The 19,038-nt window shown below is 40.2% G+C and carries 23 protein-coding genes; 19 read left to right on the top strand and 4 right to left on the bottom strand.

The window, feature by feature from the left end; all coding sequences use genetic code 11:
- Positions 1–418 precede the first annotated feature (418 nt).
- Both NFU07_RS13510 and NFU07_RS13505 read right to left on the bottom strand, forming a co-directional pair.
- Positions 419–763 carry a hypothetical protein gene (locus NFU07_RS13510; RefSeq protein WP_251478956.1) on the bottom strand — a complete coding sequence of 115 codons (345 nt, stop codon included), beginning with the start codon at positions 761–763 and terminating at the stop codon, positions 419–421.
- Entirely contained in the window at positions 764–1,594 is an 831-nt protein-coding gene (locus NFU07_RS13505) for a ParA family protein (RefSeq protein ID WP_251478954.1), read from the bottom strand.
- 438 nt (positions 1,595–2,032) lie between these two features.
- On the opposite strand from NFU07_RS13505, the gene NFU07_RS13500 reads away from it, so the two are divergent.
- From NFU07_RS13500 to NFU07_RS13430, 15 genes are all read left to right on the top strand, one after another.
- Positions 2,033–2,692, top strand: a complete 660-nt coding sequence (locus NFU07_RS13500; RefSeq protein ID WP_251478952.1) for a hypothetical protein — start codon at positions 2,033–2,035, stop codon at positions 2,690–2,692.
- Positions 2,693–2,924: 232 nt separating this feature from the next.
- Entirely contained in the window at positions 2,925–3,221 is a 297-nt protein-coding gene (locus NFU07_RS13495; RefSeq protein WP_251478950.1) for a colicin immunity domain-containing protein, read from the top strand.
- Between the two features lie 90 nt (positions 3,222–3,311).
- On the top strand, positions 3,312–3,506 hold the full coding sequence (locus NFU07_RS13490; protein WP_251478948.1) for a hypothetical protein: 195 nt from the start codon (positions 3,312–3,314) through the stop codon (positions 3,504–3,506).
- Positions 3,507–3,609: 103 nt separating this feature from the next.
- Positions 3,610–4,023, top strand: coding sequence for a GNAT family N-acetyltransferase (locus NFU07_RS13485; RefSeq protein WP_251478946.1), 414 nt, complete (start codon positions 3,610–3,612; stop codon positions 4,021–4,023).
- Positions 4,024–4,118: 95 nt separating this feature from the next.
- Positions 4,119–4,409, top strand: a complete 291-nt coding sequence (locus NFU07_RS13480; RefSeq protein WP_251478944.1) for a hypothetical protein — start codon at positions 4,119–4,121, stop codon at positions 4,407–4,409.
- A gap of 431 nt (positions 4,410–4,840) precedes the next feature.
- Positions 4,841–6,190 carry a 3-phosphoshikimate 1-carboxyvinyltransferase gene (gene aroA, locus NFU07_RS13475; RefSeq protein ID WP_251478942.1) on the top strand — a complete coding sequence of 450 codons (1,350 nt, stop codon included), beginning with the start codon at positions 4,841–4,843 and terminating at the stop codon, positions 6,188–6,190.
- Between the two features lie 51 nt (positions 6,191–6,241).
- Positions 6,242–6,673 carry a GNAT family N-acetyltransferase gene (locus NFU07_RS13470; RefSeq protein ID WP_251478941.1) on the top strand — a complete coding sequence of 144 codons (432 nt, stop codon included), beginning with the start codon at positions 6,242–6,244 and terminating at the stop codon, positions 6,671–6,673.
- A 364-nt stretch (positions 6,674–7,037) separates the two neighbouring features.
- Positions 7,038–7,604 (top strand): sigma-70 family RNA polymerase sigma factor, encoded by a 567-nt coding sequence (locus NFU07_RS13465; RefSeq protein ID WP_251478939.1) that lies wholly within the window; start codon positions 7,038–7,040, stop codon positions 7,602–7,604.
- Positions 7,591–8,313 (top strand): hypothetical protein, encoded by a 723-nt coding sequence (locus NFU07_RS13460; protein WP_251478937.1) that lies wholly within the window; start codon positions 7,591–7,593, stop codon positions 8,311–8,313. Before NFU07_RS13465 ends, NFU07_RS13460 begins: the two co-directional genes overlap by 14 nt.
- Before the next feature lie 330 nt (positions 8,314–8,643).
- Positions 8,644–9,393, top strand: coding sequence for a hypothetical protein (locus tag NFU07_RS13455; protein WP_251478935.1), 750 nt, complete (start codon positions 8,644–8,646; stop codon positions 9,391–9,393).
- A 185-nt stretch (positions 9,394–9,578) separates the two neighbouring features.
- On the top strand, positions 9,579–9,929 hold the full coding sequence (locus NFU07_RS13450; RefSeq protein WP_251478933.1) for a hypothetical protein: 351 nt from the start codon (positions 9,579–9,581) through the stop codon (positions 9,927–9,929).
- Positions 9,930–10,029: 100 nt separating this feature from the next.
- On the top strand, positions 10,030–10,596 hold the full coding sequence (gene lepB / locus NFU07_RS13445) for a signal peptidase I (RefSeq protein ID WP_251478931.1): 567 nt from the start codon (positions 10,030–10,032) through the stop codon (positions 10,594–10,596).
- 104 nt (positions 10,597–10,700) lie between these two features.
- Positions 10,701–11,378, top strand: a complete 678-nt coding sequence (locus NFU07_RS13440; protein WP_251478929.1) for a hypothetical protein — start codon at positions 10,701–10,703, stop codon at positions 11,376–11,378.
- A 130-nt stretch (positions 11,379–11,508) separates the two neighbouring features.
- Positions 11,509–11,754 (top strand): hypothetical protein, encoded by a 246-nt coding sequence (locus NFU07_RS13435; protein WP_251478927.1) that lies wholly within the window; start codon positions 11,509–11,511, stop codon positions 11,752–11,754.
- Between the two features lie 297 nt (positions 11,755–12,051).
- Positions 12,052–12,492 (top strand): hypothetical protein, encoded by a 441-nt coding sequence (locus tag NFU07_RS13430; protein WP_251478925.1) that lies wholly within the window; start codon positions 12,052–12,054, stop codon positions 12,490–12,492.
- A 238-nt stretch (positions 12,493–12,730) separates the two neighbouring features.
- On the opposite strand, the gene NFU07_RS13425 is transcribed toward NFU07_RS13430, so the two are convergent.
- Together NFU07_RS13425 and NFU07_RS13420 are read right to left on the bottom strand one after the other, a co-directional pair.
- The gene (locus NFU07_RS13425; RefSeq protein ID WP_251478923.1) at positions 12,731–14,620 is read right to left on the bottom strand and encodes an LTA synthase family protein; all 1,890 of its coding nucleotides are present in this window, start codon (positions 14,618–14,620) and stop codon (positions 12,731–12,733) included.
- Positions 14,621–14,648: 28 nt separating this feature from the next.
- On the bottom strand, positions 14,649–15,191 hold the full coding sequence (locus NFU07_RS13420) for a recombinase family protein (protein WP_251478921.1): 543 nt from the start codon (positions 15,189–15,191) through the stop codon (positions 14,649–14,651).
- 174 nt (positions 15,192–15,365) lie between these two features.
- Here NFU07_RS13420 and NFU07_RS13415 point away from each other — a divergent pair, with 174 nt between their 5' ends.
- From NFU07_RS13415 to NFU07_RS13400, 4 genes are all read left to right on the top strand, one after another.
- Entirely contained in the window at positions 15,366–16,826 is a 1,461-nt protein-coding gene (locus NFU07_RS13415; protein ID WP_251478919.1) for a SulP family inorganic anion transporter, read from the top strand.
- Positions 16,827–16,849: 23 nt separating this feature from the next.
- Complete coding sequence (locus NFU07_RS13410) at positions 16,850–17,269, top strand: universal stress protein (RefSeq protein WP_251478917.1); 420 nt, start codon at positions 16,850–16,852, stop codon at positions 17,267–17,269.
- 246 nt (positions 17,270–17,515) lie between these two features.
- Positions 17,516–18,466 carry an arsenic resistance protein gene (locus NFU07_RS13405; protein WP_251478915.1) on the top strand — a complete coding sequence of 317 codons (951 nt, stop codon included), beginning with the start codon at positions 17,516–17,518 and terminating at the stop codon, positions 18,464–18,466.
- 219 nt (positions 18,467–18,685) lie between these two features.
- A complete protein-coding gene (locus tag NFU07_RS13400) occupies positions 18,686–19,036 on the top strand; it encodes an ArsR/SmtB family transcription factor (protein WP_246807663.1) in 351 nt (116 codons plus the stop codon).
- Positions 19,037–19,038: the final 2 nt, after the last annotated feature.

The raw sequence follows: 19,038 nt of genomic DNA, 5'->3' as shown, positions 1-19,038 counted from the left end.
GTTTGACACTGTTTTTCTAAACCGTATGCCAGCATACGTATATACCAGCATGCGAGTATATCAGTATATTTATATACTGGCATGCAGATATATCAGTATACAGATATGCTTGTATATGCACATGCCAGCATATGGATATACATCATACTATATTTATCATTTCCATCATTTACTTTAGAAAACGTTGTTATATCAATGATTTACATGAATTTTATTCTTACTAGTTACGTATGCTGATATGCTTGCATATTCGTATGCGAGCATATCAGCATACGTATATATTAATATGCATGAATGCAAGTATGTAGGTATACGTATATACGTGCATGCTTGCATATGCGTATGTCCATATGCAAGCATGCAGTTTTTACAGAAATTATAAAATCCTTAGCAAATATTAGCAGCTAAGGATTTCATTTCAATTTTTGGACTTGTATAGATCCATTACAATATCAAATTGTTTTTTTTCCTCTTTAGTAATATGCACAGAAGAATACTCGTCAATCATAATTTCAATCAATTCATCTATTGTATCTGCTTTATTTAAACTTACTAAAGCATTTAATTTATCTCTTGTTGATTTTCTTACCCGGACACTCGTTACTTTTTTTTCGGGAGGGGCTTCCTTTTTAGTTACCGGTTTTTTTGGTGATTCCTGAACTGCCTCTTCTACGTCATTTAATTTAAACGAAGTAGATGGGGAAATCTGAGGCCCTCGCTCCAATAATTTTTTTTTAGAGTTTTTGTTCAAAAGGTTACTCATTTATTTTCCAGCTCCTTCAAGTTCTGCATTCAGACGTGAAATAAATTCTTTTGCGATTTCTGTATAGCTTTCGTGGACTCGACGATCATGCATATCACCATCTGTAATCCCAGTAATGTCAAAACGCTTTAATCTCTCCATGTTTTTTACAATGATTTTGAAAAGGTTTTCCTCTCCAAAAATTTCTTTAGCATTTTCTAGAGTTGCTAAGTCCACCTGAGCGCCGTTTTTCAAAAGCACCGGTAATATTCCGATTATATCTAAGTCTGCTCCATACTCGTCAATTAGTGACTGAAGGTACTTAGTAAATACTTCCGCGCCTTGTAAGCTGCGTTCTTGAGTTTGCAAAACTACTACTACAAAATTTGATGCGTAGAGAGCAGAATCTGTAATGATGGATATAGTAGGAGGGACGTCAATAAAGATGAAATCAAAATTATCTTTGATTGGTTCAATTAGTTTTGAAAAATATTGAACCCGATCCACTTCATTCGGAAACTTCTTCTCAAGAAACCTTGGATACAAAGCAAAATCGCTAAAGCTTGGTAGTAAATACAAATTCTCTTTCACTTCAGTAATGATTTCTTCCAGATTTTCTTCCTGAATAGCTGTCATTAGAGTTTTGTTAAAGCTAACAATATCTCCAGTAATTTCAGATTTTGTTTTTAAATATAAGCTGGTGGCATTTGCTTGTGGGTCTTGATCGCTCAGCAATACTTTATATCCCATATTAGATAAAGCATAAGCAATCATCGTACTGTTAGTAGTTTTCCCCGTTCCACCTTTAAAATTCCCAAACGTCACTACAATGGCTCTGTCATCTTGTTTCACGTTTTAATCCCCCTTACTTTATTATGTATAAAATATTACCATATAATGTTTTACTCTAACATATGCAAGTATATCACTAGAGAAAAGTATGTACAAATATTTTTTTATTACATTATATTTTCTGACTTCCATGCATGCACATATACAAGTATATACGTATGCACGCATATGCGCATACGTATATACTGGCATACATGATGATTTTTTCTATTAATAAAGGAGGAGGGGGTTATAAGGTTATAAAAACAAGGATTCTCGTAAGTTCCCAACAAAATTGTTCGTAAAAGTGTACTTTTACGAATGCTTTAATTACTAAAAAATCAGCTGGCTATTTAATGAATGGTTAAGTATATTTAGAGGAATAAGTCTGACAACTAAGGGAATTACAGGCCAATTCGATTTAGAGTTTTATTCAGTGGATAAAGAGGAGAAAATACAATGAATAAAAAATTACAGAATAAAGGATATAAAGTGATTGAAGGGGAAGGAAAGTACGCAAATCTTTTCGGTGGAAATTCAATTGAAACCCTTCCTTGTCCGACTTGCGGGCTTCCGGTGCAGGTTCTACTTGTCTTCGATCTAGAAGATCCTATCTTCAAAGATATTGGACAAGGACTTTCAAGATTACCATTAGCTAGTTGTTTAAATTGTTCAGGTTGTTGGGACACTCAGTATTACGAAGTGGCTGAAAACCGCATCTTGAATTTGCAACAATTCGACGAGGAGAAGTGGTTTATGGAGGAAGAAGACAGATTACCTTCGCCCCTTCCAGAAATCCCGATTCACTTACTGCCACTAGCCAAAAAAGAAATTCTTTCTGCTAAGTCCAGTGAGGAAAGGGTGTATGAAGTTTTCGATCAATTAGGGGCAAACTACATCGCTCGTGTTTTCGGTGGTCGCTTAAATGATTTCGGAGAAATGGAAAAGATATCTTGCATATCTTGCACTAAAGATATGGATTATATTGCATCACTAGGGGAAGATTCGACTGAAGGCAAATTAATCTCCGTGCTGCCCTTTTTATTTGGAGAAATGGTATTCAATTTCTTCTACTGCTACAAATGCAAGGTGGTCAGGGTAGAACCGATCCATTCATAATTCTTTGAAACAAATAGTTTACATATCAGCTCCTTATCGGAAGGAAAGAAGCTCAAATTTGAGTTTTAATTTGTAGAAGTATACTTTTACGAACGCTTCTGTTCTCACAAAGCTTTTAGCTATTTAATGATAGTTTGCGTATTGTTTTAAAAAACGGCTATTAAACTTTTTTAGAAATAGAAGACAACTTAGAATGCAGTTTATTAAATAATTCATGATAGGAAGAAAAACATTGGAAGATAAATATAGAAATTTAATGTTGAAATTTATTAAGGGGAAACTTTCGGCTGATGAATTTCAGTCACAGTATACCAAGAATTTCCTTGAATGGGACGACCGGATGAATGAATCTCAATTTGAGATATTAAATGGAATATTTGAAGCAGCCGATTGCTATTGGCATGAATGTCTACCTGGTCAAGAAACAGATATTGAAATTTCTGAGCAACAGCTTCGGAAAGAAGTAACGGAAGCGTTGTTTGAATTGAAAAAATTAAGAGAGAGCCACATTAAAGAGGAACTCAACTAGAGGAATAAATTCAAAAGACATCTATATAGGAAGTGTATAGTTTAGACAATGAAGAGGGATTGCGGATAAATCAACGACCTGCAGCAACTTATGCGACAGCCAAAACAACAATTGCCGGATCCGATAGACCACACGGAAGTCCTTCCGGACCTGAAAAACGAACTGAAAAAGAGCCAGGAACGGGAAGAACAGCTTTTGGTCATCGTTCAGCAGCTGCAGAGCGCTCTGGACGAATTGAAAAAAGCCCCAGCAAAATCTAAGTGGAAGTTTTGGGGCAAAGACTAGGAACTGAATGTAACTTATGTGCAGTTAAGTTACATTCAGATCTAAGAGACATCTAAAATATATCGACATGCTATTACTTATGCCTTTTTACTGGAGGAAATCCATGAAAGAAATCGATTCTAAAATAATTGATTCGTCTGTAGAAAAACTTTTGTCTTATGCAATGTCTAGTGACAATATTACCGAAGAGTACGACAAGTATATAAGTTCAATTAATCGGAAATTATATGGATTTTTTCTAGAAGATGCATGCATCGGTTGTATAGGCCTTGAATTTTCAAGTTTATATAACGCTGAAATCAAGCACATTGCTGTTGATCCAAGCCAACGAGGAAATAAAGTTGCAAGTAAAATGGTCGATTTTGTATATCAGCAGTATTTGTTAAGCACAATCTCTGCTGAAACGGATAAAGAGGCAGTAGAATTTTATAAAAGATATGGATTTGCAATAACAAGTTTAGGAGAAAAATATCCTGGCGTTGAAAGATTTCAGTGTATCTATCAAGAAAAACAATAATCTCGAAGTTAATAATTCTTTGTTTTGAATGTAACTTATTGGGAATTAAGTTACATTCAGACTTAAGTAAAATAAATAGAAAATGGTGAACAAGAATGGTAATAGATGTGGGTGCAGAAAGTCTCTGGGAGATTTTGAAGTCAATTTTCGGGAGATTAAAATATAGTTTTCTTTCTAAAGATCAGAAAATCGAATTTAACTTGAGTCAACTTCAAAAAAAGTATTGGTTTGAACAACTTGTTTTAGAGTCTCCATCTCTTGTTCAACTGATTAAAAATGATCATGAACTACAAACCTATTTAACTTCCAGAAAGAAATTGCAAAAAGTGTTACACAATTCAACCGCCCGTAAAAAATTCAAGGAAATGATTAATCAAAAGTTGTAAAAAGGAAGAGTGATTAATCGATGTGAATGTAACTTATTAGCAATTAAGTGACATTCAAAACCCGTATTTTAAATGAACTTTGAAGAGCAAGAAGAGAAATTGAATTTGATAGAAAAATGATACATTCACTATGCTGTTCCGTATCGCTTTAAAGGCAGAATTTCATAATCATATAGGTTAATATATCGCTAGATTATCGGTAGGGAAGGAGCATAATAGCTTCTTTCTTTTTTTATTTCTGTATAAGTGTACTTTTACGAACGCTTTTAAATCTAACTCCTGTTAGTTTAAGATTATGGGTTATATTAATAAGTTAATGAAAAAGTGTCTAATGTGTGCTTGTCAATTGCTTTTGTCTTCTCAGTTTTTTTAATGCTACAATTGTAGAAAGGCAATTCAAAATTTTCTTTTTAAAGAGAGGACGATTATGAATGAGTACTCCCGATTTACAAGCAAGATCCCCGTGGTCTCACTTAAACGATATTGAATCTGTGAAGATTGCACCAAAAACGGATCATCCGATTAACGGTAGCATTCGGATTCCTGGAAGCAAAAGTTTTACTAATCGTGCCTTAATTATGGCAGCTTTGGCTAAAGGTCATTCAAAGCTTTCTGGCATTCTTAGAAGTGACGATTCTTACTGGTGCATCGATGCCTTGAATAAATTAGGAATTGAAACCGAAATTGAAGGTGACATCGTAACTATACAAGGTTGCTATGCCAACTGGCCAAACTTACAAGCTGATTTATACATAGGTGCTGCCGGCACTACTGCCCGTTTTCTTCCAGGGGCATTAGCAGCCGGAAAGAAGGGCGATTGGGTAGTACAGGCAAGCAAGCGAATGAGCGAGCGTCCTGTTGAACCACTGATCAAAGCGCTAATCGATTTGGGGGCAAAAATCGACTACCTCGAAAAGGAAGGTTTTTTCCCGATTCAGGTAAAAGGCTCAGGACTTGCAGGAGGGGCGGTAAGCATCTCGGGGAAACTATCCAGCCAATTCATCAGCGGTTTGCTATTGGCTAGTCCTTACGCTGAAAAAGAAGTGACAATTACCATACCGGATAGCATCGTACAACATGAATACGTCCGGATTACGTTGGGACTGATGGAGAAATTTGGAGTGAAAGTCGATTGCTCTGAGGACTTGAGTCAGATGGTGGTGCCACAAGGAGAATACGTTGGACAAGACCTTTCCTTGGAAGCCGATGCATCGACAGCCAGTTATTTTTTTGCCTTAGCAGCAGTGACCAATGGGCAAATCCGGATTACCAATCTATCTGCAAATACGAATCAGCCTGATATTCACATGCTTGAGGTTTATAAAAAAATGGGCTGCCGAGTCGTGAAAGGCGAAGACTATATCGAACTGATTGGAACCGACCGCTTGATTGGGGGATTTGACATCAGCATGAAAGAAATGTCTGACCAAACCTTGACGCTGGCAGCGCTGGCTCCGTTTGCCTCGGGACCGATTACGATGAGGGATGTGGAGCATATCCGCCATCACGAGTCAGACCGCATCAGTGCAATTTGTACGGAACTCGGGAAATTGGGGATCAAAGTCGAAGAATTCCAAGATGGCTTAACGGTTTATCCAGGAACGCCACAAGCCACTACATTGAATTCTTATGATGATCACCGAGTTGCCATGTCCTTGGCATTGATTGGCACTAAAGTTCCGGGAGTTGTCATTCAAGATCCGGGATGCATTTCGAAGACGTGCCCTACTTATTTTGAATTACTTCAAGGACTGGGTATTTCAATTGAATACCTAACGTAGACAGATGATTGAAGAGATAGCGAGCTTAGTGAAAACAAAGTGGAATTAAAAATGGCTACTGATATTGTATATGGAAAAGCTGTAGATGAAGATAGAAAAGAGCTATATCCCTTAGCTAAAGGGTTAGCGACAAGCTTTGAAGTAAACGAGGCAGACTTTACGACAGTTTTTAATTCATTGATAGAGAATCCAAATACTGATTTGCTGGTGGCGGAAAAAAATCAAGCGCTCATAGGCTACGTTTTTGTATTACATCATCCGGCTTTCTATGCGAACGGCATCATCAGTTGGGTAGAAGAACTGTTTGTTGTAGATACTTACAGAGGACAGAACGTAGGAAGATACTTGATGGAAGAAGCAGAAGAGCTGTCGAAAGCACGAGGATCCAAATTAATCGCCTTGGCCACAAGAAGAGCCGACAAATTTTATAAGGCGATTGGGTATAGCGAATCCGCCACTTACTTTAAAAAGAGTTTTGTTTGATACATTTTTTAAAAATCCATAAATATGATCATCCTCCTACTAGAAATCGAAGTCGACTATTTAATCGAAGAATGGCTGGTTTTGGAATACTAATAGTCCAAAATAAATCTTAATGAAAAATGGTTTACATATCAGCTCCTTATCGGAAGCTGCATAAATAGAAAGGGAGAGAAGTTGCATTTTGATTAGCACCTACTTTCCCTTTTTGTCTGCAAAATTGTACACTTACGAACGGTTTTCTGTTGTTAAGGTTATAAAAAATTTCTATATAGAAAGACAAAAAATAAGATTAGTAAAAATGAAAAATAGGGGTCAAAATAGCTCTGGTAATCGTCTAATAGAGTGAAAGGAGTTGAATTGAAGAATGAGTAACCAAGAACTTTCACATAGAGAAAAGATAGAAAAAAATTCAGAAAGTGATGCAGAAATAATTTTAAACCAGCTCTTCCGAGAATACGCCACTGACCTTAAGAAAGTTGCTTACCTATACATAAATGACCATTCAGAATGCGAGGATATCATCCAAGAAGTCTATATCAGTTGCTTTCAAAATCTGTCTAAATTTAGAAATGAATCGAATTACAAAACTTGGTTAACTCGGATCACCATTAACAAATGCAAAGACCATCAACGACTTTGGCGTATAAAGAATATTATTTATAGGCCGATAAATAATCTAATAAAAAAAGAAATCTCAGCAGAAGATCAATATTTCTACCGTCAGCATTCTAAAGTAATAGTAGAACAAGTTTCCTTACTTCCTACTAAATTTAAAGAAGTATTGATTTTATACTACTTCCAGGAGATGACCATGCAGGAAGTGAGTGAAGTTCTTGAAATTAACCATAACACGGTTAAATCTCGTTTGTTGCGAGGGAAAAACGCACTTTTGAAGAATCTGGAGAGGAGGAATATAAATGGATCACTTTAAGATTGAAGTGAAAAAAGAAGTAAATGAATTTCTAGAAAAGAATATCCGTTCCACACACGAAGAATGGGAGCGGATACAAAGTGAAATACACGAGAAAAAAAAGAAAACACCAAAATTTAATCCTGTCTATTGGACGGTACTAGTAGCAGCAGCAAGTTTATTCCTCTTTCTCAGTGTCACTTATATAGGAGATTTAAATAAAGGCACATCATCATCAGCTAACTTTTCCATACCGGGATTGTTTACTAATGAAAATCTTGATAAAGACTTATACGAAGGAAAAGAGTTATCTATTGGAGTATTGGGAAAGATACCAGAAACCTATGAAAAACAGATCAGCTTTCAAGTAATAGAATTTGAACAATTCACTGTAAAAGAAATAAGAAAATTTGACGCGATTTTTGTAATGAAAGAAAGTTTATCGACTGCTGCTGAAAAACAGTATACAAAAGTTTTTACAGATTCAACTATCCCTTTCTTTTTCCTGGATTCCAATAAAGGAGCTTATCCATTTATCGATGAAAACCTTGAGTATGAAGAAGCTCGAGAAATCCCTTATCATGACTACTATGCTACGGGTTATCTTGTAACCGTTGACGGGGAAGAAATGACTTGGACTTATGAAGAAAAAAACGCTTTATCAACTATATTTAAAACCATAGAGAAAGTTTCACCAAAAATAGTTAAGTCCGAAACCATGAATAAATGATCGTTGCTTATTTTAACGGTACTCACTCTATGTTGTAGCTAGTTTAGTAAAGCGACCCACTAGAAATTTTAGATTATGGGTTTTCATATCAGAGCTTATAGGTAGGATAGAAGCTGGTAAAAGCAGCCGCTATCCTTTTTTGTTTATTTAAGTATACTTTTACGAATGGTTTTTAATTGGTAATTACAGTTATACAAACTAGCTTTTCTCCTATTCTTAATAAACAAATAATGGTAATGTAAAATGAAGGAAAATAACTTTTCAGTCTATTTGCGTAAAGAACAGTACCAGACCGTTTTAGTGAAGGCTATAAATAAAGGAGGCAGCAAAATGAAAAAATGGAGTGGGGTTTTACTTATACTGAGTTTTCTCCTGGCGTATTGGCTATGGCCGAAAGCGAATATTGAAAATCCTATTGTTGTATCCGCTCAAGTTATGGAATCCACCAGCACGATGACCGTTTCCTATATCACCGCAAAAAAAGATGATACACATTTAATGGAGGTCGCTGTAAACAGAAAAGGCTTTTATCCTCCATCTCGAAAGGAGAATGGAGCAGAAGGAAGAAACAACCAAGTTCCCAGAGAACTCGCTACCCAAAATGGCTATCAGCTGCGGGAAGCTACTATTAAGTTAGACACTGAGGAACTAGCATATCTCCTATCCAATGAATCGAGCCGCACTTTTTCGGCGGATTTTTCCTTCGATAATTATTCTCCAATAAAAGCTGAGGGGATCCTGCTATTAGAAGATGAAGCGGCAGAGGGAAGCATAGATCAAGAGCAGCTGCATTATAAATTTACGGCGCCAGAATCAATGACTGTTTTTACAGTAGGGCATTATAGTTCAGTTGCCACTGTCTCCTGGTCCCTTAACAGCAAAGAAGTGAAATTACCATTTGAAATGGAAAAGGGAGATACGCTGGACATTCATTTTGCCGGACCCTACCAACTGGGATCAATGGATGAACTTCTAGTGGAAATTCAAACAGCAGACGACACCTATTACACAAGACATCTAAAAGAAACTGTTCAGCTGCCAGATGGATACTTAAAACAACTGGTAAATGAGAACCGATAGCTGTCATATGGCAAGGGAATTTGTAAATCCTTAATTTATCGGTAGAACGATATTGACAAGTTCTTAAATAAAAGGCGCGAATTATGGAGAACTGAAGGTAACTTAAGTGCAGTTAAGTTACCTTCAAACTTAGTTAAAGTAAAAAAAATATTGTTTAGATAAGAATGAAATAGAAGGAGTTTGTGATGAAAAAAAATATAAGCTCTATAATCGTGATTTTGGCATTCATCGGCTTTTTAGTTGCAACGTTTTTTCTCCAGTATGAATTTTTATTTCTAACTCGTATTGCTTCACTTATCTTCGCAATCATTTATTTAGTAATTGAAGTAAATCAAGAATATTTCTTAGCAAACAAGCCATTATTTATTCTCTTTAGTGTCATTAGCATACTAGCTATAACGGTCTGCATTATACTTGATGAGACTTCAGCGAGTGATGGATTCAATGCTAGAAGTTTTATGTCCTTGGTGTTTGTTTACATTCTTTTGGTCGTCAGCTATAAAGATTTATATAACAAAAACAATGCTGTAAAGTAATTTCAGTTCAACTTTAGTTTTATAAATTCTTTGATCTAAATGTAACTTAATGTGACTTAAGTTACGTTCATACCCAATGTATTGAGGGGGAATCTGAAAAATGAATCAATCAAAAAAAGAGAAAAATGAACTTTGGGAATGGGGGAAAGCACTCTTTATCGCTTTTGTGGCGGTTGGAATCATTCGCTTTTTATTGTTTGCACCAATTGTGGTGGATGGTGAATCGATGATGCCAACGCTTGAAAATGGCGATCGGATGATTGTAAACAAAATTGGCTATACCATTGGAGAACCAGGCCGATATGACGTGGTTGTTTTTCATGCTACGGAAGACAAAGACTATATCAAACGAGTAATCGGAGTTCCGGGGGATCATGTAGCTTACGAGGATGACCAGCTGTTTATAAACGGCAAAGCTCAAGATGAACCGTATTTAGCTTCTCTTAAAGAGCAACAAAACCTTAGCAATGGTACGTTAACAGAAGATTTTACGCTTGAAAAACTGACGGAATTGGAAGTGATTCCAGAAGGGTATGTATTTGTATTAGGCGACAATCGACGAAATAGCACCGATAGTCGAATTCTCGGTCTCATACCGATCGAAAATATAATTGGCAGCACTAATTACGTATTTTGGCCATTTAGTGATATGGGCTTTGTAGAATAAATTAATCAAGGAACTGAATGTAACTTAATAGTTGTTAAGTTACATTCAACCCATGGCACTGGCTATGTTTTTGAAATTAAAGTTTAAAAGTGAGGGTGCAACGTATGGAATACAGTGGCGGTTATTTTCTTCTGTCTGCAGCAAGCGCCAATCAAGCTTATTATCTTAAACCATTAGTGAACGGTGGTTTTTATATCGAAAAGCTGATTTCGATGGACGAAAAAGTGGGCGGTGTCTTTCCTAACCTCTTCGACATTTGGGCGAATCGAAAAACCGAAAGACCGACACCGGTTTTATCTAAACAGGTGTTGGACAAGGTCTTGGTATCCATGGTGTTCGGAACGTTGGAGGAAGCATTGGAGGGCTTCCGGGAAGCGAAGCCTCAAGATCCGTCCGTTATCTTGATAGGGATTAGTCTGGAGGAGAAGCACCTTCTGGACTTTCACGACTGGCGGGATCATAGAAATGACGAAAACGGCGAAGGAGTCGTCCTTTGTCTGGAGAAAAAGCAGCCAGCCAGCAGGGACGGAATATTCGTCGGCTACGACATTGCGGGATATGAACTGGGTGGGAGTTTCCTTTCTTTCTTGGGTAATGACTTGCTCCAGGATTACCTGGATTTTAATCCTAACCTTTCCATCAATAAATTCGGTTTGTTTTCAGAGCAGCAAACAGCTGAAGAGCTAGCCTGCTATATGAATGATGTACTCAAGGACCTGGTTGGGGCGGAAGAAGATTTGATGTGGCTGCCGTGGAAAATCACAGTTTATGAAGGTCTCTAAATTAAAATTTCCTAGTTATTTAGAAGCTATATACTTACCTTCATCGAATGTAACTTATTGGGAGCTAAGTTACATTCACGTTAGTGGTATAATTTGGTATATATGGATTTTTTATTTAAGGGGGAGTACTATGAACAACAAATTTTGGAAAGTCGCTGGATTCTCATTTTTAATTGTATTTATTCTCGCTTACTGGCTAGGCGATCGCACAATAATAACAACTGATGTAAACGGACTTTCTTCAGCAGCATTATTAACGGATTCCGAATACTTTTTCAGAACAGCTGGTTATTCTTTATTGATTACTGCAATTATTTTACTAGCAGTCTATTTAATTAATTGGATTCAGAAAAAAAGTCGAAAACAATCGTCTTGAAGCAGTACAAATTCAAAGCTCTTATCGTCGATACGCATACCGACAATAAGAGCTTTTGGGCTTTTCTTGATTCCACTGATTTTACCGGAAACTCATACAGAACTGGTTTCATTGGAAAAAGATATATTCAAAACGTTGTTATGTAAAGTTTTAAAGCTTGAATTTCAAAAAGAATGAAGGTTTACATATCAACACAATATGTGTATTGATAGCTATTTTCGATGTTAAACCAGCATATTTAATAAAGAAACACGCAGTTGTAATGATAGTTTTTAAAATCGGGGGAGAATAAACATTATGAAAAAATATGTTAGGTGGCTGTTAGTAATTCTGGTTGTAGGGCTTGTTTTAACTTATATACGATGGAACGACTTTCGAGAGAAAGAGTTAGTCAAAGTTTTGGAAGCAGAAGAAATAAAAGAATTTCGTTTTGCTGACGGGACTGAGAAGTATCCCGGTATCGAATTTAATGGCAAAGTAAAAGATTCGGAATCTCTTCGAGAATTAATTGACTTCTTAAGTCAATATAAAGTGGAAAAGGTACAGAATAATATATTTACGTCTAACTATCCGAAAGAACAATTTAATTTTATGCTTGAATATGAAGATGAGCGTTCAACTGTCCCTTCTACTATTGAAAGAGATGTAGTTCTTTTTGATATGAATCAATACTCCGTCACTAATGGACCCATAGATTATGAATGGATTGAAAAATTTATAGCGAAACAAGAATACTAGTAGTCCTATGTAGTTAACTCCCTTTTTTAAGTAACACTAGAAAAGAATTTAGAAAGAACTAAATTTAATTATTTAGGTTAACATATCATGAAGTTATCGGAAGTGAAAAGGGAAAAAATAATGCATTGTTAGAATACAAGGAAGGCTCCTAGCACCCAGCGCCTTCTTCTCTTTTTCTGCTTAATTATATAGAAGGAATTTTTCAATTTAAAAAGGAGTGCAGCTGCACTCCTTTTTCTTATGGGTCAGTCGTCAGTAATTGGCCGGTCTCTTCATTGTAAAACCGAAGCAGGTCGCCGTTGATGACTTCCTCGGAATAGTGAAGTTCGGTAAAGGCCTGTTCCGAAAACGGCGTACATGCTTCCGGACCGGTTTCGAGGCCGGTCCCATTTTCATAACAGGTATTGCCGGCATAGACCACGTCCTCCGTCACAAAACGCCCGTCGCGGAAAATCACGAATTCCTCGTGTTCTTCGGAGAACAGGTCGCTTCCGAACTGCATGTCCGTTTGTGATTCCACACCCATCAAATTAAGGAGGGTCGGCCGCAGATCAATCTGTCCGCCAATTGTTTCATTGACGTGGCCTTTCCCGGAACCCGGGATGTGCACGAAGAAGGGCACCCGCTGCAGTTGGGCTGATTCGTACGGTGTAATTTCTTTGCCTAAATACTGGGCCATCGCCTCGTTATGGTTTTCCGAGATGCCGTAATGGTCGCCGTACATGACAATGATCGAATTTTCATAAAGGCCGCTCGCTTTCAATTCCGCGAATAACTCTTTGACGGCCTCGTCGAGATACCGGGTCGTCTGGAAAAAGCGATTGAGCGTGCCCGAATTGGAGTCAAATTCACTGATCAGTTTATCTTCCTCATCCAGCGTAAACGGATGGTGGTTGGTTAATGTGATCAGCCGGCTGTAGAACGGCTGCGGCATGTCTTTCATATGGGCCACGGACTGCCGGAAGAACGGAATGTCTTTCATGCCCCAGTTAACCGCTTCGCCTTCCGCGACTGTATAACTTTGGATATCGAAGAACTCGTCAATGCCGAGCGACTGGTACATCATGTCCCGGTTCCAGAAACTCTTCGAATTGGCGTGCTGGACCGTCGTGGTATATCCGTGGTTGCCCAGCTTTTCAGCCATCGAGTTATAAGTATTGCCGCCATGCGTAAAGAACACGGCGCCACCGCTTAGCGGATAAAGCGAGTTCTCCAATAGGAACTCGGAATCGGACGTCTTGCCGAGGCCCGTCTGGTGATAAAAATTCGGGAAATAGATGGTGTCTTCATCGCGCGTCAATTCGTTAAGGAACGGCGTAATCGTCTGGCCGTTCATTTTCTGGTTCAGTGTAAAGGTCTGCATCGATTCAAGTGTCACGACAATCAAGTTCTTGCCTTCCGCCAGTCCGAACAATTCTTCATTGGGATCGGCTTGATTGGACCGCACATAGTTGTGGATTTCCGTCAATTCGGAGCCGTCTGCAAAGGCCCGTTTCGCTTGGGATTTCGACTGGATATAGATGTCGTACAAGTGGTAATTGTACATCCCCAGGTTCTTCACCAGCATTTCCCGGTCAAAGCTGCGCGTCAACAGCTGGGGCCGTTCCGATTCCGCGAGTCCCAAGTTCAGGAACAAGACCGCTGCGGAAAAAATGAAATACGCACTGCGCTGGAACTTTAAGGAAGATTCACTTTCTTTCTTCACGCGCAGAAATTTGACCGCAGCCACCAGCAGAATCAGGTCCGTGAAATAGAAGAAATCGGTCGGGTAAATGCTCGCAGCCGCGCTGGAGCCGAGATCTCCGAAGTTATCGGCCTGGAATAGCACCGGCAATGTGATGAAGTCGCTGAAGAACCGGTAAAAGGCAATATTGCCATACAGAATCACCGAAGTGATCAACGTCATAGCGATCAAATAGCGATTCCGGTTCTTCTCGCTTTTGAAAAACAGGGATAGTCCGTAAAGAAAGAGCAGCAGGCTCAACGGACTTAGGAACAGGATGAATTCCTGCAGGCGGTTCTCAATCGTAATCGAAAAGCCCGTTTGGTAGGCGATATAGGTTTTCAGCCAAGTCGCCACAATGGCGATTGCCAGAATCGTGTGCTTGGGCCATTCTTTGTTCAACATAGAATTTCTCCTTTAAAAAAGACGTGCATTAACTTTCCAGGTAACGGTAGAGCGTGGACTTGCTGATGCCGGTCTTTTCCTTGATTTCAGCCAAGGTGTATTGCTTGCTGTTGTGCATCTCAATCGCTTTTTTGACGTTTTCGTCGGGTTTCCGAGGGCGGCCTGAAACAACGCCTTTTTCCTTGGCGACCGACAAGCCCGCTTTGGTCTTTTCGCTGATGGCGTCGCTTTGGAAATCCGCCAGGTTGCGAAGGTTGTTGGCGAATGGGTATTCTTTGCCGGTGCCGATTTCAATATTTTCCTGTAAGGAGTAGAGAGTCATTCCTTTGGTTTCAAGTGTGTCCAACAGCTCTACTAAATGGCGAGTGGAATCTGCCCACGTATACAGTTTGGCCACGACGACTTGATCGCCGGCTGTCGCTGTCTCCAACAGTTCCTGCAGACGTACCCGTTTTTTGGGAGAGGCATGCTCTTCGATATAGATGGTGTTGCATCCAGCCTTTTTTAACAGGGCCAGCTGATGTTGGCACTCCGGATCTTCTAAGCTCGGTCTTGCATATCCTATTAACACGTGAAAATCCCCTTACGTTCTGAATTTACTCCATCTTAACATAAACCAAATAAAAAAGGACCAAAATGGTTCACTTTTGGGAATAATGGTGCTACACTAATGCCATTGCAAAACGGCCCCGGCTTTTATGAGAGTTAAAAGCCACCAAATAAAACGTAAGAGGAGAAAGATATCGTGTTAGAAAAATTAAAAACTCAATGGTTCGGAAACATTCGGGGAGATGTGCTGGCAGGAATTGTCGTGGCGCTCGCTCTCATTCCGGAAGCCATCGCCTTTTCCATCATCGCAGGCGTCGACCCGATGGTGGGACTGTATGCATCGTTTAGCATTGCGGTGATTATCGCATTTGTCGGAGGACGTCCCGGCATGATTTCAGCGGCCACAGGTGCCATGGCGTTGTTGATGGTGCCACTGGTCCGTGACCACGGATTAGACTATTTATTGGCCGCTACCATTTTAACGGGGGTCATCCAGATTGTATTCGGGGTGTTTAAAGTTGCAAAAGTGATGAAGTTCATCCCGAGAGCCGTGATGATCGGCTTCGTCAATGCACTCGCCATTCTCATCTTCATGGCGCAGGTGCCGCATTTTCTAGGCATCAACACGATGACGTATGTCTTTGTCGCCATTACGCTGGCGATTGTCTATATTGTGCCGCGTTTCTTCAAAGCCATACCGGCTCCATTGATTGCGCTGGTTGTACTGACAGCTGCCGCAATCTATGGTGGACTGGACTTGCGGACAGTCGGGGATTTGGGCACCATCAGCCAGACGTTGCCAACGTTCCTGTTGCCGGACATTCCAGTGAATCTCGAAACCTTGATGATCATCCTGCCGTATTCATTGGCACTGGCTGTGGTTGGGTTGCTCGAATCACTGTTGACGGCCAATATCGTGGACGACATGACCGGAACGCCAAGTGATAAGAACAAAGAAGCAAGAGGGCAGGGGATTGCCAACTTCGTCACCGGCTTTTTCGGCGGAATGGCCGGCTGCGCGATGATCGGACAGTCCATCATCAACGTCAAATCCGGCGGGCGCGGCAGATTATCGGCACTTGTTGCCGGAACGTTCCTGATGTTCCTCATCATTGTCTTGGGCAATGTGGTGGTCCAGATTCCGATGCCCGTTTTGGTTGGGATCATGATCATGGTGTCCATCGGCACTTTTGACTGGTCCTCGTTCACCTATTTGAAGAAAGCACCGAAAGCCGATGCCATCGTCATGCTTGTGACCGTCGCGATTGTCGTCTACACCCATGATTTATCGATTGGCGTGCTGGCAGGTGTTCTATTAAGCGCCATCTTCTTTGTAGCGAAAATCTCGAAAATCAACGTGAAGAAAAAATTGCTGGAAGCGACGCATTACCAAGTAATCGGCCAATTGTTCTTCGCTTCGGTGGAGGATTTCCTGGAGAAGTTCGACTACGAAGTGGAAGGGCAGAAAGTCGTCATCGACTTCACCGATGCGCACATCTGGGATGATTCCGGTGTCGGGGCAGTCGACCGGGTCGTGTTGAAGTTCAGGGAAAATCGCAACGACGTTGAAATCGTGGGGCTGGATACCGGAAGTCAGAAGCTGATTGACCAGCTGGCCATCTTTAATAGCAGTAACGCGAAATTGCCCACCCATTAAATCGGAAAAAGGAGTGTTGAAAGATGTATAAGCGAATACTGTTAGCCGTGGACGGATCGGATCATTCTGTCCGCGCGGCAAAAGAGGCGGGAAAATTAGCAGCTGGTACGGCAGAGTCACAAGTGACCATCGTTTTTGTGGCGGATTACGACAACGCCAAAAACGAAGTGCTGCACAGTGGAAGTACCATGGAGTTGGATCTCCAGCGCAGAAAGAAACTGCAGCCGGTGGAAGAAGCATTATCTACGGCGGATGTCCGCTACAAGGTGGAAATCCTTCACGGCACACCGGGGCCGACCATCGTCGAATTTGCGAATAAAGAAGGATTCGATATTCTGGTGATTGGCAGCCGCGGTTTGAATTCCCTTCAGGAAATGGTGCTTGGCAGTGTCAGCCACAAAGTGGTCAAACGGGCCAACTGTCCGGTATTGATTGTGAAGTAATGAAACGTAGAACGTGTTGAAAAGGGTTCCTTGCTGGAATCCTTTTTAATTACAAAAAACCTAATAGGGTTTACATATTAGGGCTTATCGAATTTACTTATATATGAAGGGGGAGAAGAGGCTATTCAAAGCTTGTCTTCTCTCTTTTTGTGTGTAAAAGGGCTGGCTTAATTTTTTTGACTTAGTTAATCTTAATAGGCAGTCGCTTGTATCGTTAGTTTTCTCTTTTCGTAAAGGAGTGCCATCATGAACGTATTTGAGAAATTTCAAACCGCTATTATTTTAACCGCAGTGGGGATCGGTCTTTTATTCGGTCAAGTCTACTTTTTTGAACAATACGCCGGATCCTTCATCGTGCCATTTTTGTTGCTGATGCTCTATGGATTATTTCTCACCATACCCTTGCAGCACTTGAAAGATGCTTTTAAAAATCGCAAGTTCTTGAATACCAGCATCCTTATCAATTTTGTCTGGACGCCTTTGGTAGCATGGGGACTGGGGGCTGTCTTCCTTGCGGACCATCCAGCCTTGTGGATTGGGTTTATCATGCTGATGGTGACGCCTTGTACCGACTGGTACTTGATGTTCACGTCGATTGCCAAAGGGAATGTCCCCTTGTCCACGTCCGTTTTGCCGATTAATTTGATTCTGCAGGTCGTGCTGCTGCCGGTCTACCTGTTCATTTTTGCCGGCACAATCGAGCCGATCCCGTTATCAACCATCGGCGAAAGCATTGTCCTGGTGCTGATCATTCCATTTACCCTGGCGCATGTGACGCGCTATGCCTTGCGGAAGAAGGAGAGATTCTTGAATGAGAAACTCGTGCCTTTTTTCGCTACGGCACAGATTTTCTTTTTGTCCCTGGCGATCCTGGCGATGTTTGCTTCGCAAGGGAAGTACCTGCTCAACAACCTTGAAGTCATTTCCATCTTGTTGCTGCCGGTTTTGCTGTTCTTTGGCATCAACTTTATCGGGGCGCAATCGGTGGGAAAAGCGCTGAAATTTTCCTATGAAGATATGGTGAGTTTAAGCCTGACGATCATCGCCCGCAATTCGCCCGTTTCGTTGGCCATTGCGGTCATCGCTTTTCCGGATCAGCCGTTGATTGCGTTAGCCTTGGTCATTGGCCCGCTGATTGAATTGCCCATATTGGCCATCGCATCTCAACTATTGCTCCTTAAAAGAAAAACAGCTTAATAGTAAATATACAAAAAGAAAGACGGATGCTTAACCCTCTGTCTTTCTTTTTTATTCCCGTAATCATAGTGTCAGTAAAAGGATGAAACACAATTAGAAATAGGGACTTGAACATATAAGCATATGCTGATATGCTGTTATTGGATTACAAACAGGTAACGAAAGAAATCCTACTTAATCAAAAAACGATACAACCCGTAGAGTGAGGTGAAAGAACAGATGGAAGTGAAAGCGAAGGAAATTGAAATCGAGAAAGCCAGTATTGTCCTTAAATTACTTGGAGACAAGACGCGCCTTGCGATGATGAAGCTCTTGGAGAAAAACGAGTGCTGCGTCTGCGAATTTGTGGCCATCTTCAACATCAGCCAATCGGCCATCAGCCAGCATTTGCGGAAACTCCGCGATGTCGGATTGGTGAAGGAAAACCGGAAAGGCCAATGGATTTTCTATTCATTGAACAAAGACAGCGAACTGTACGAAATGGTCTTGCATATCCTGGAGGTGATTCCGAGTCAGGATGAACGAATGAAGGAATTGGAGAAACAAGGACTGCGAATCAGCTGTGAATAATG

This window comes from Planococcus sp. NCCP-2050, from assembly GCF_023708025.1.
In the GTDB taxonomy this organism is placed as follows: domain Bacteria; phylum Bacillota; class Bacilli; order Bacillales_A; family Planococcaceae; genus Planococcus.
This window is presented reverse-complemented; position numbering and strand designations above follow the sequence as displayed.

Excerpts from the sequence above, each read along its gene's own strand:
- NFU07_RS13510 (WP_251478956.1), bottom strand. The coding sequence starts at position 763 with ATGAGTAACCTTTTGAACAAAAACTCTAAAAAAAAATTATTGGAGCGA.
- NFU07_RS13500 (WP_251478952.1), top strand. The coding sequence starts at position 2,033 with ATGAATAAAAAATTACAGAATAAAGGATATAAAGTGATTGAAGGGGAA.
- NFU07_RS13490 (WP_251478948.1), top strand. The coding sequence starts at position 3,312 with ATGCGACAGCCAAAACAACAATTGCCGGATCCGATAGACCACACGGAA.
- NFU07_RS13485 (WP_251478946.1), top strand. The coding sequence starts at position 3,610 with ATGAAAGAAATCGATTCTAAAATAATTGATTCGTCTGTAGAAAAACTT.
- NFU07_RS13480 (WP_251478944.1), top strand. The coding sequence starts at position 4,119 with ATGGTAATAGATGTGGGTGCAGAAAGTCTCTGGGAGATTTTGAAGTCA.
- aroA (WP_251478942.1), top strand. The coding sequence starts at position 4,841 with ATGAGTACTCCCGATTTACAAGCAAGATCCCCGTGGTCTCACTTAAAC.
- NFU07_RS13470 (WP_251478941.1), top strand. The coding sequence starts at position 6,242 with ATGGCTACTGATATTGTATATGGAAAAGCTGTAGATGAAGATAGAAAA.
- NFU07_RS13465 (WP_251478939.1), top strand. The coding sequence starts at position 7,038 with ATGAGTAACCAAGAACTTTCACATAGAGAAAAGATAGAAAAAAATTCA.
- NFU07_RS13460 (WP_251478937.1), top strand. The coding sequence starts at position 7,591 with ATGGATCACTTTAAGATTGAAGTGAAAAAAGAAGTAAATGAATTTCTA.
- NFU07_RS13455 (WP_251478935.1), top strand. The coding sequence starts at position 8,644 with ATGAAAAAATGGAGTGGGGTTTTACTTATACTGAGTTTTCTCCTGGCG.
- NFU07_RS13450 (WP_251478933.1), top strand. The coding sequence starts at position 9,579 with ATGAAAAAAAATATAAGCTCTATAATCGTGATTTTGGCATTCATCGGC.
- lepB (WP_251478931.1), top strand. The coding sequence starts at position 10,030 with ATGAATCAATCAAAAAAAGAGAAAAATGAACTTTGGGAATGGGGGAAA.
- NFU07_RS13440 (WP_251478929.1), top strand. The coding sequence starts at position 10,701 with ATGGAATACAGTGGCGGTTATTTTCTTCTGTCTGCAGCAAGCGCCAAT.
- NFU07_RS13435 (WP_251478927.1), top strand. The coding sequence starts at position 11,509 with ATGAACAACAAATTTTGGAAAGTCGCTGGATTCTCATTTTTAATTGTA.
- NFU07_RS13430 (WP_251478925.1), top strand. The coding sequence starts at position 12,052 with ATGAAAAAATATGTTAGGTGGCTGTTAGTAATTCTGGTTGTAGGGCTT.
- NFU07_RS13425 (WP_251478923.1), bottom strand. The coding sequence starts at position 14,620 with ATGTTGAACAAAGAATGGCCCAAGCACACGATTCTGGCAATCGCCATT.
- NFU07_RS13410 (WP_251478917.1), top strand. The coding sequence starts at position 16,850 with ATGTATAAGCGAATACTGTTAGCCGTGGACGGATCGGATCATTCTGTC.
- NFU07_RS13405 (WP_251478915.1), top strand. The coding sequence starts at position 17,516 with ATGAACGTATTTGAGAAATTTCAAACCGCTATTATTTTAACCGCAGTG.
- NFU07_RS13400 (WP_246807663.1), top strand. The coding sequence starts at position 18,686 with ATGGAAGTGAAAGCGAAGGAAATTGAAATCGAGAAAGCCAGTATTGTC.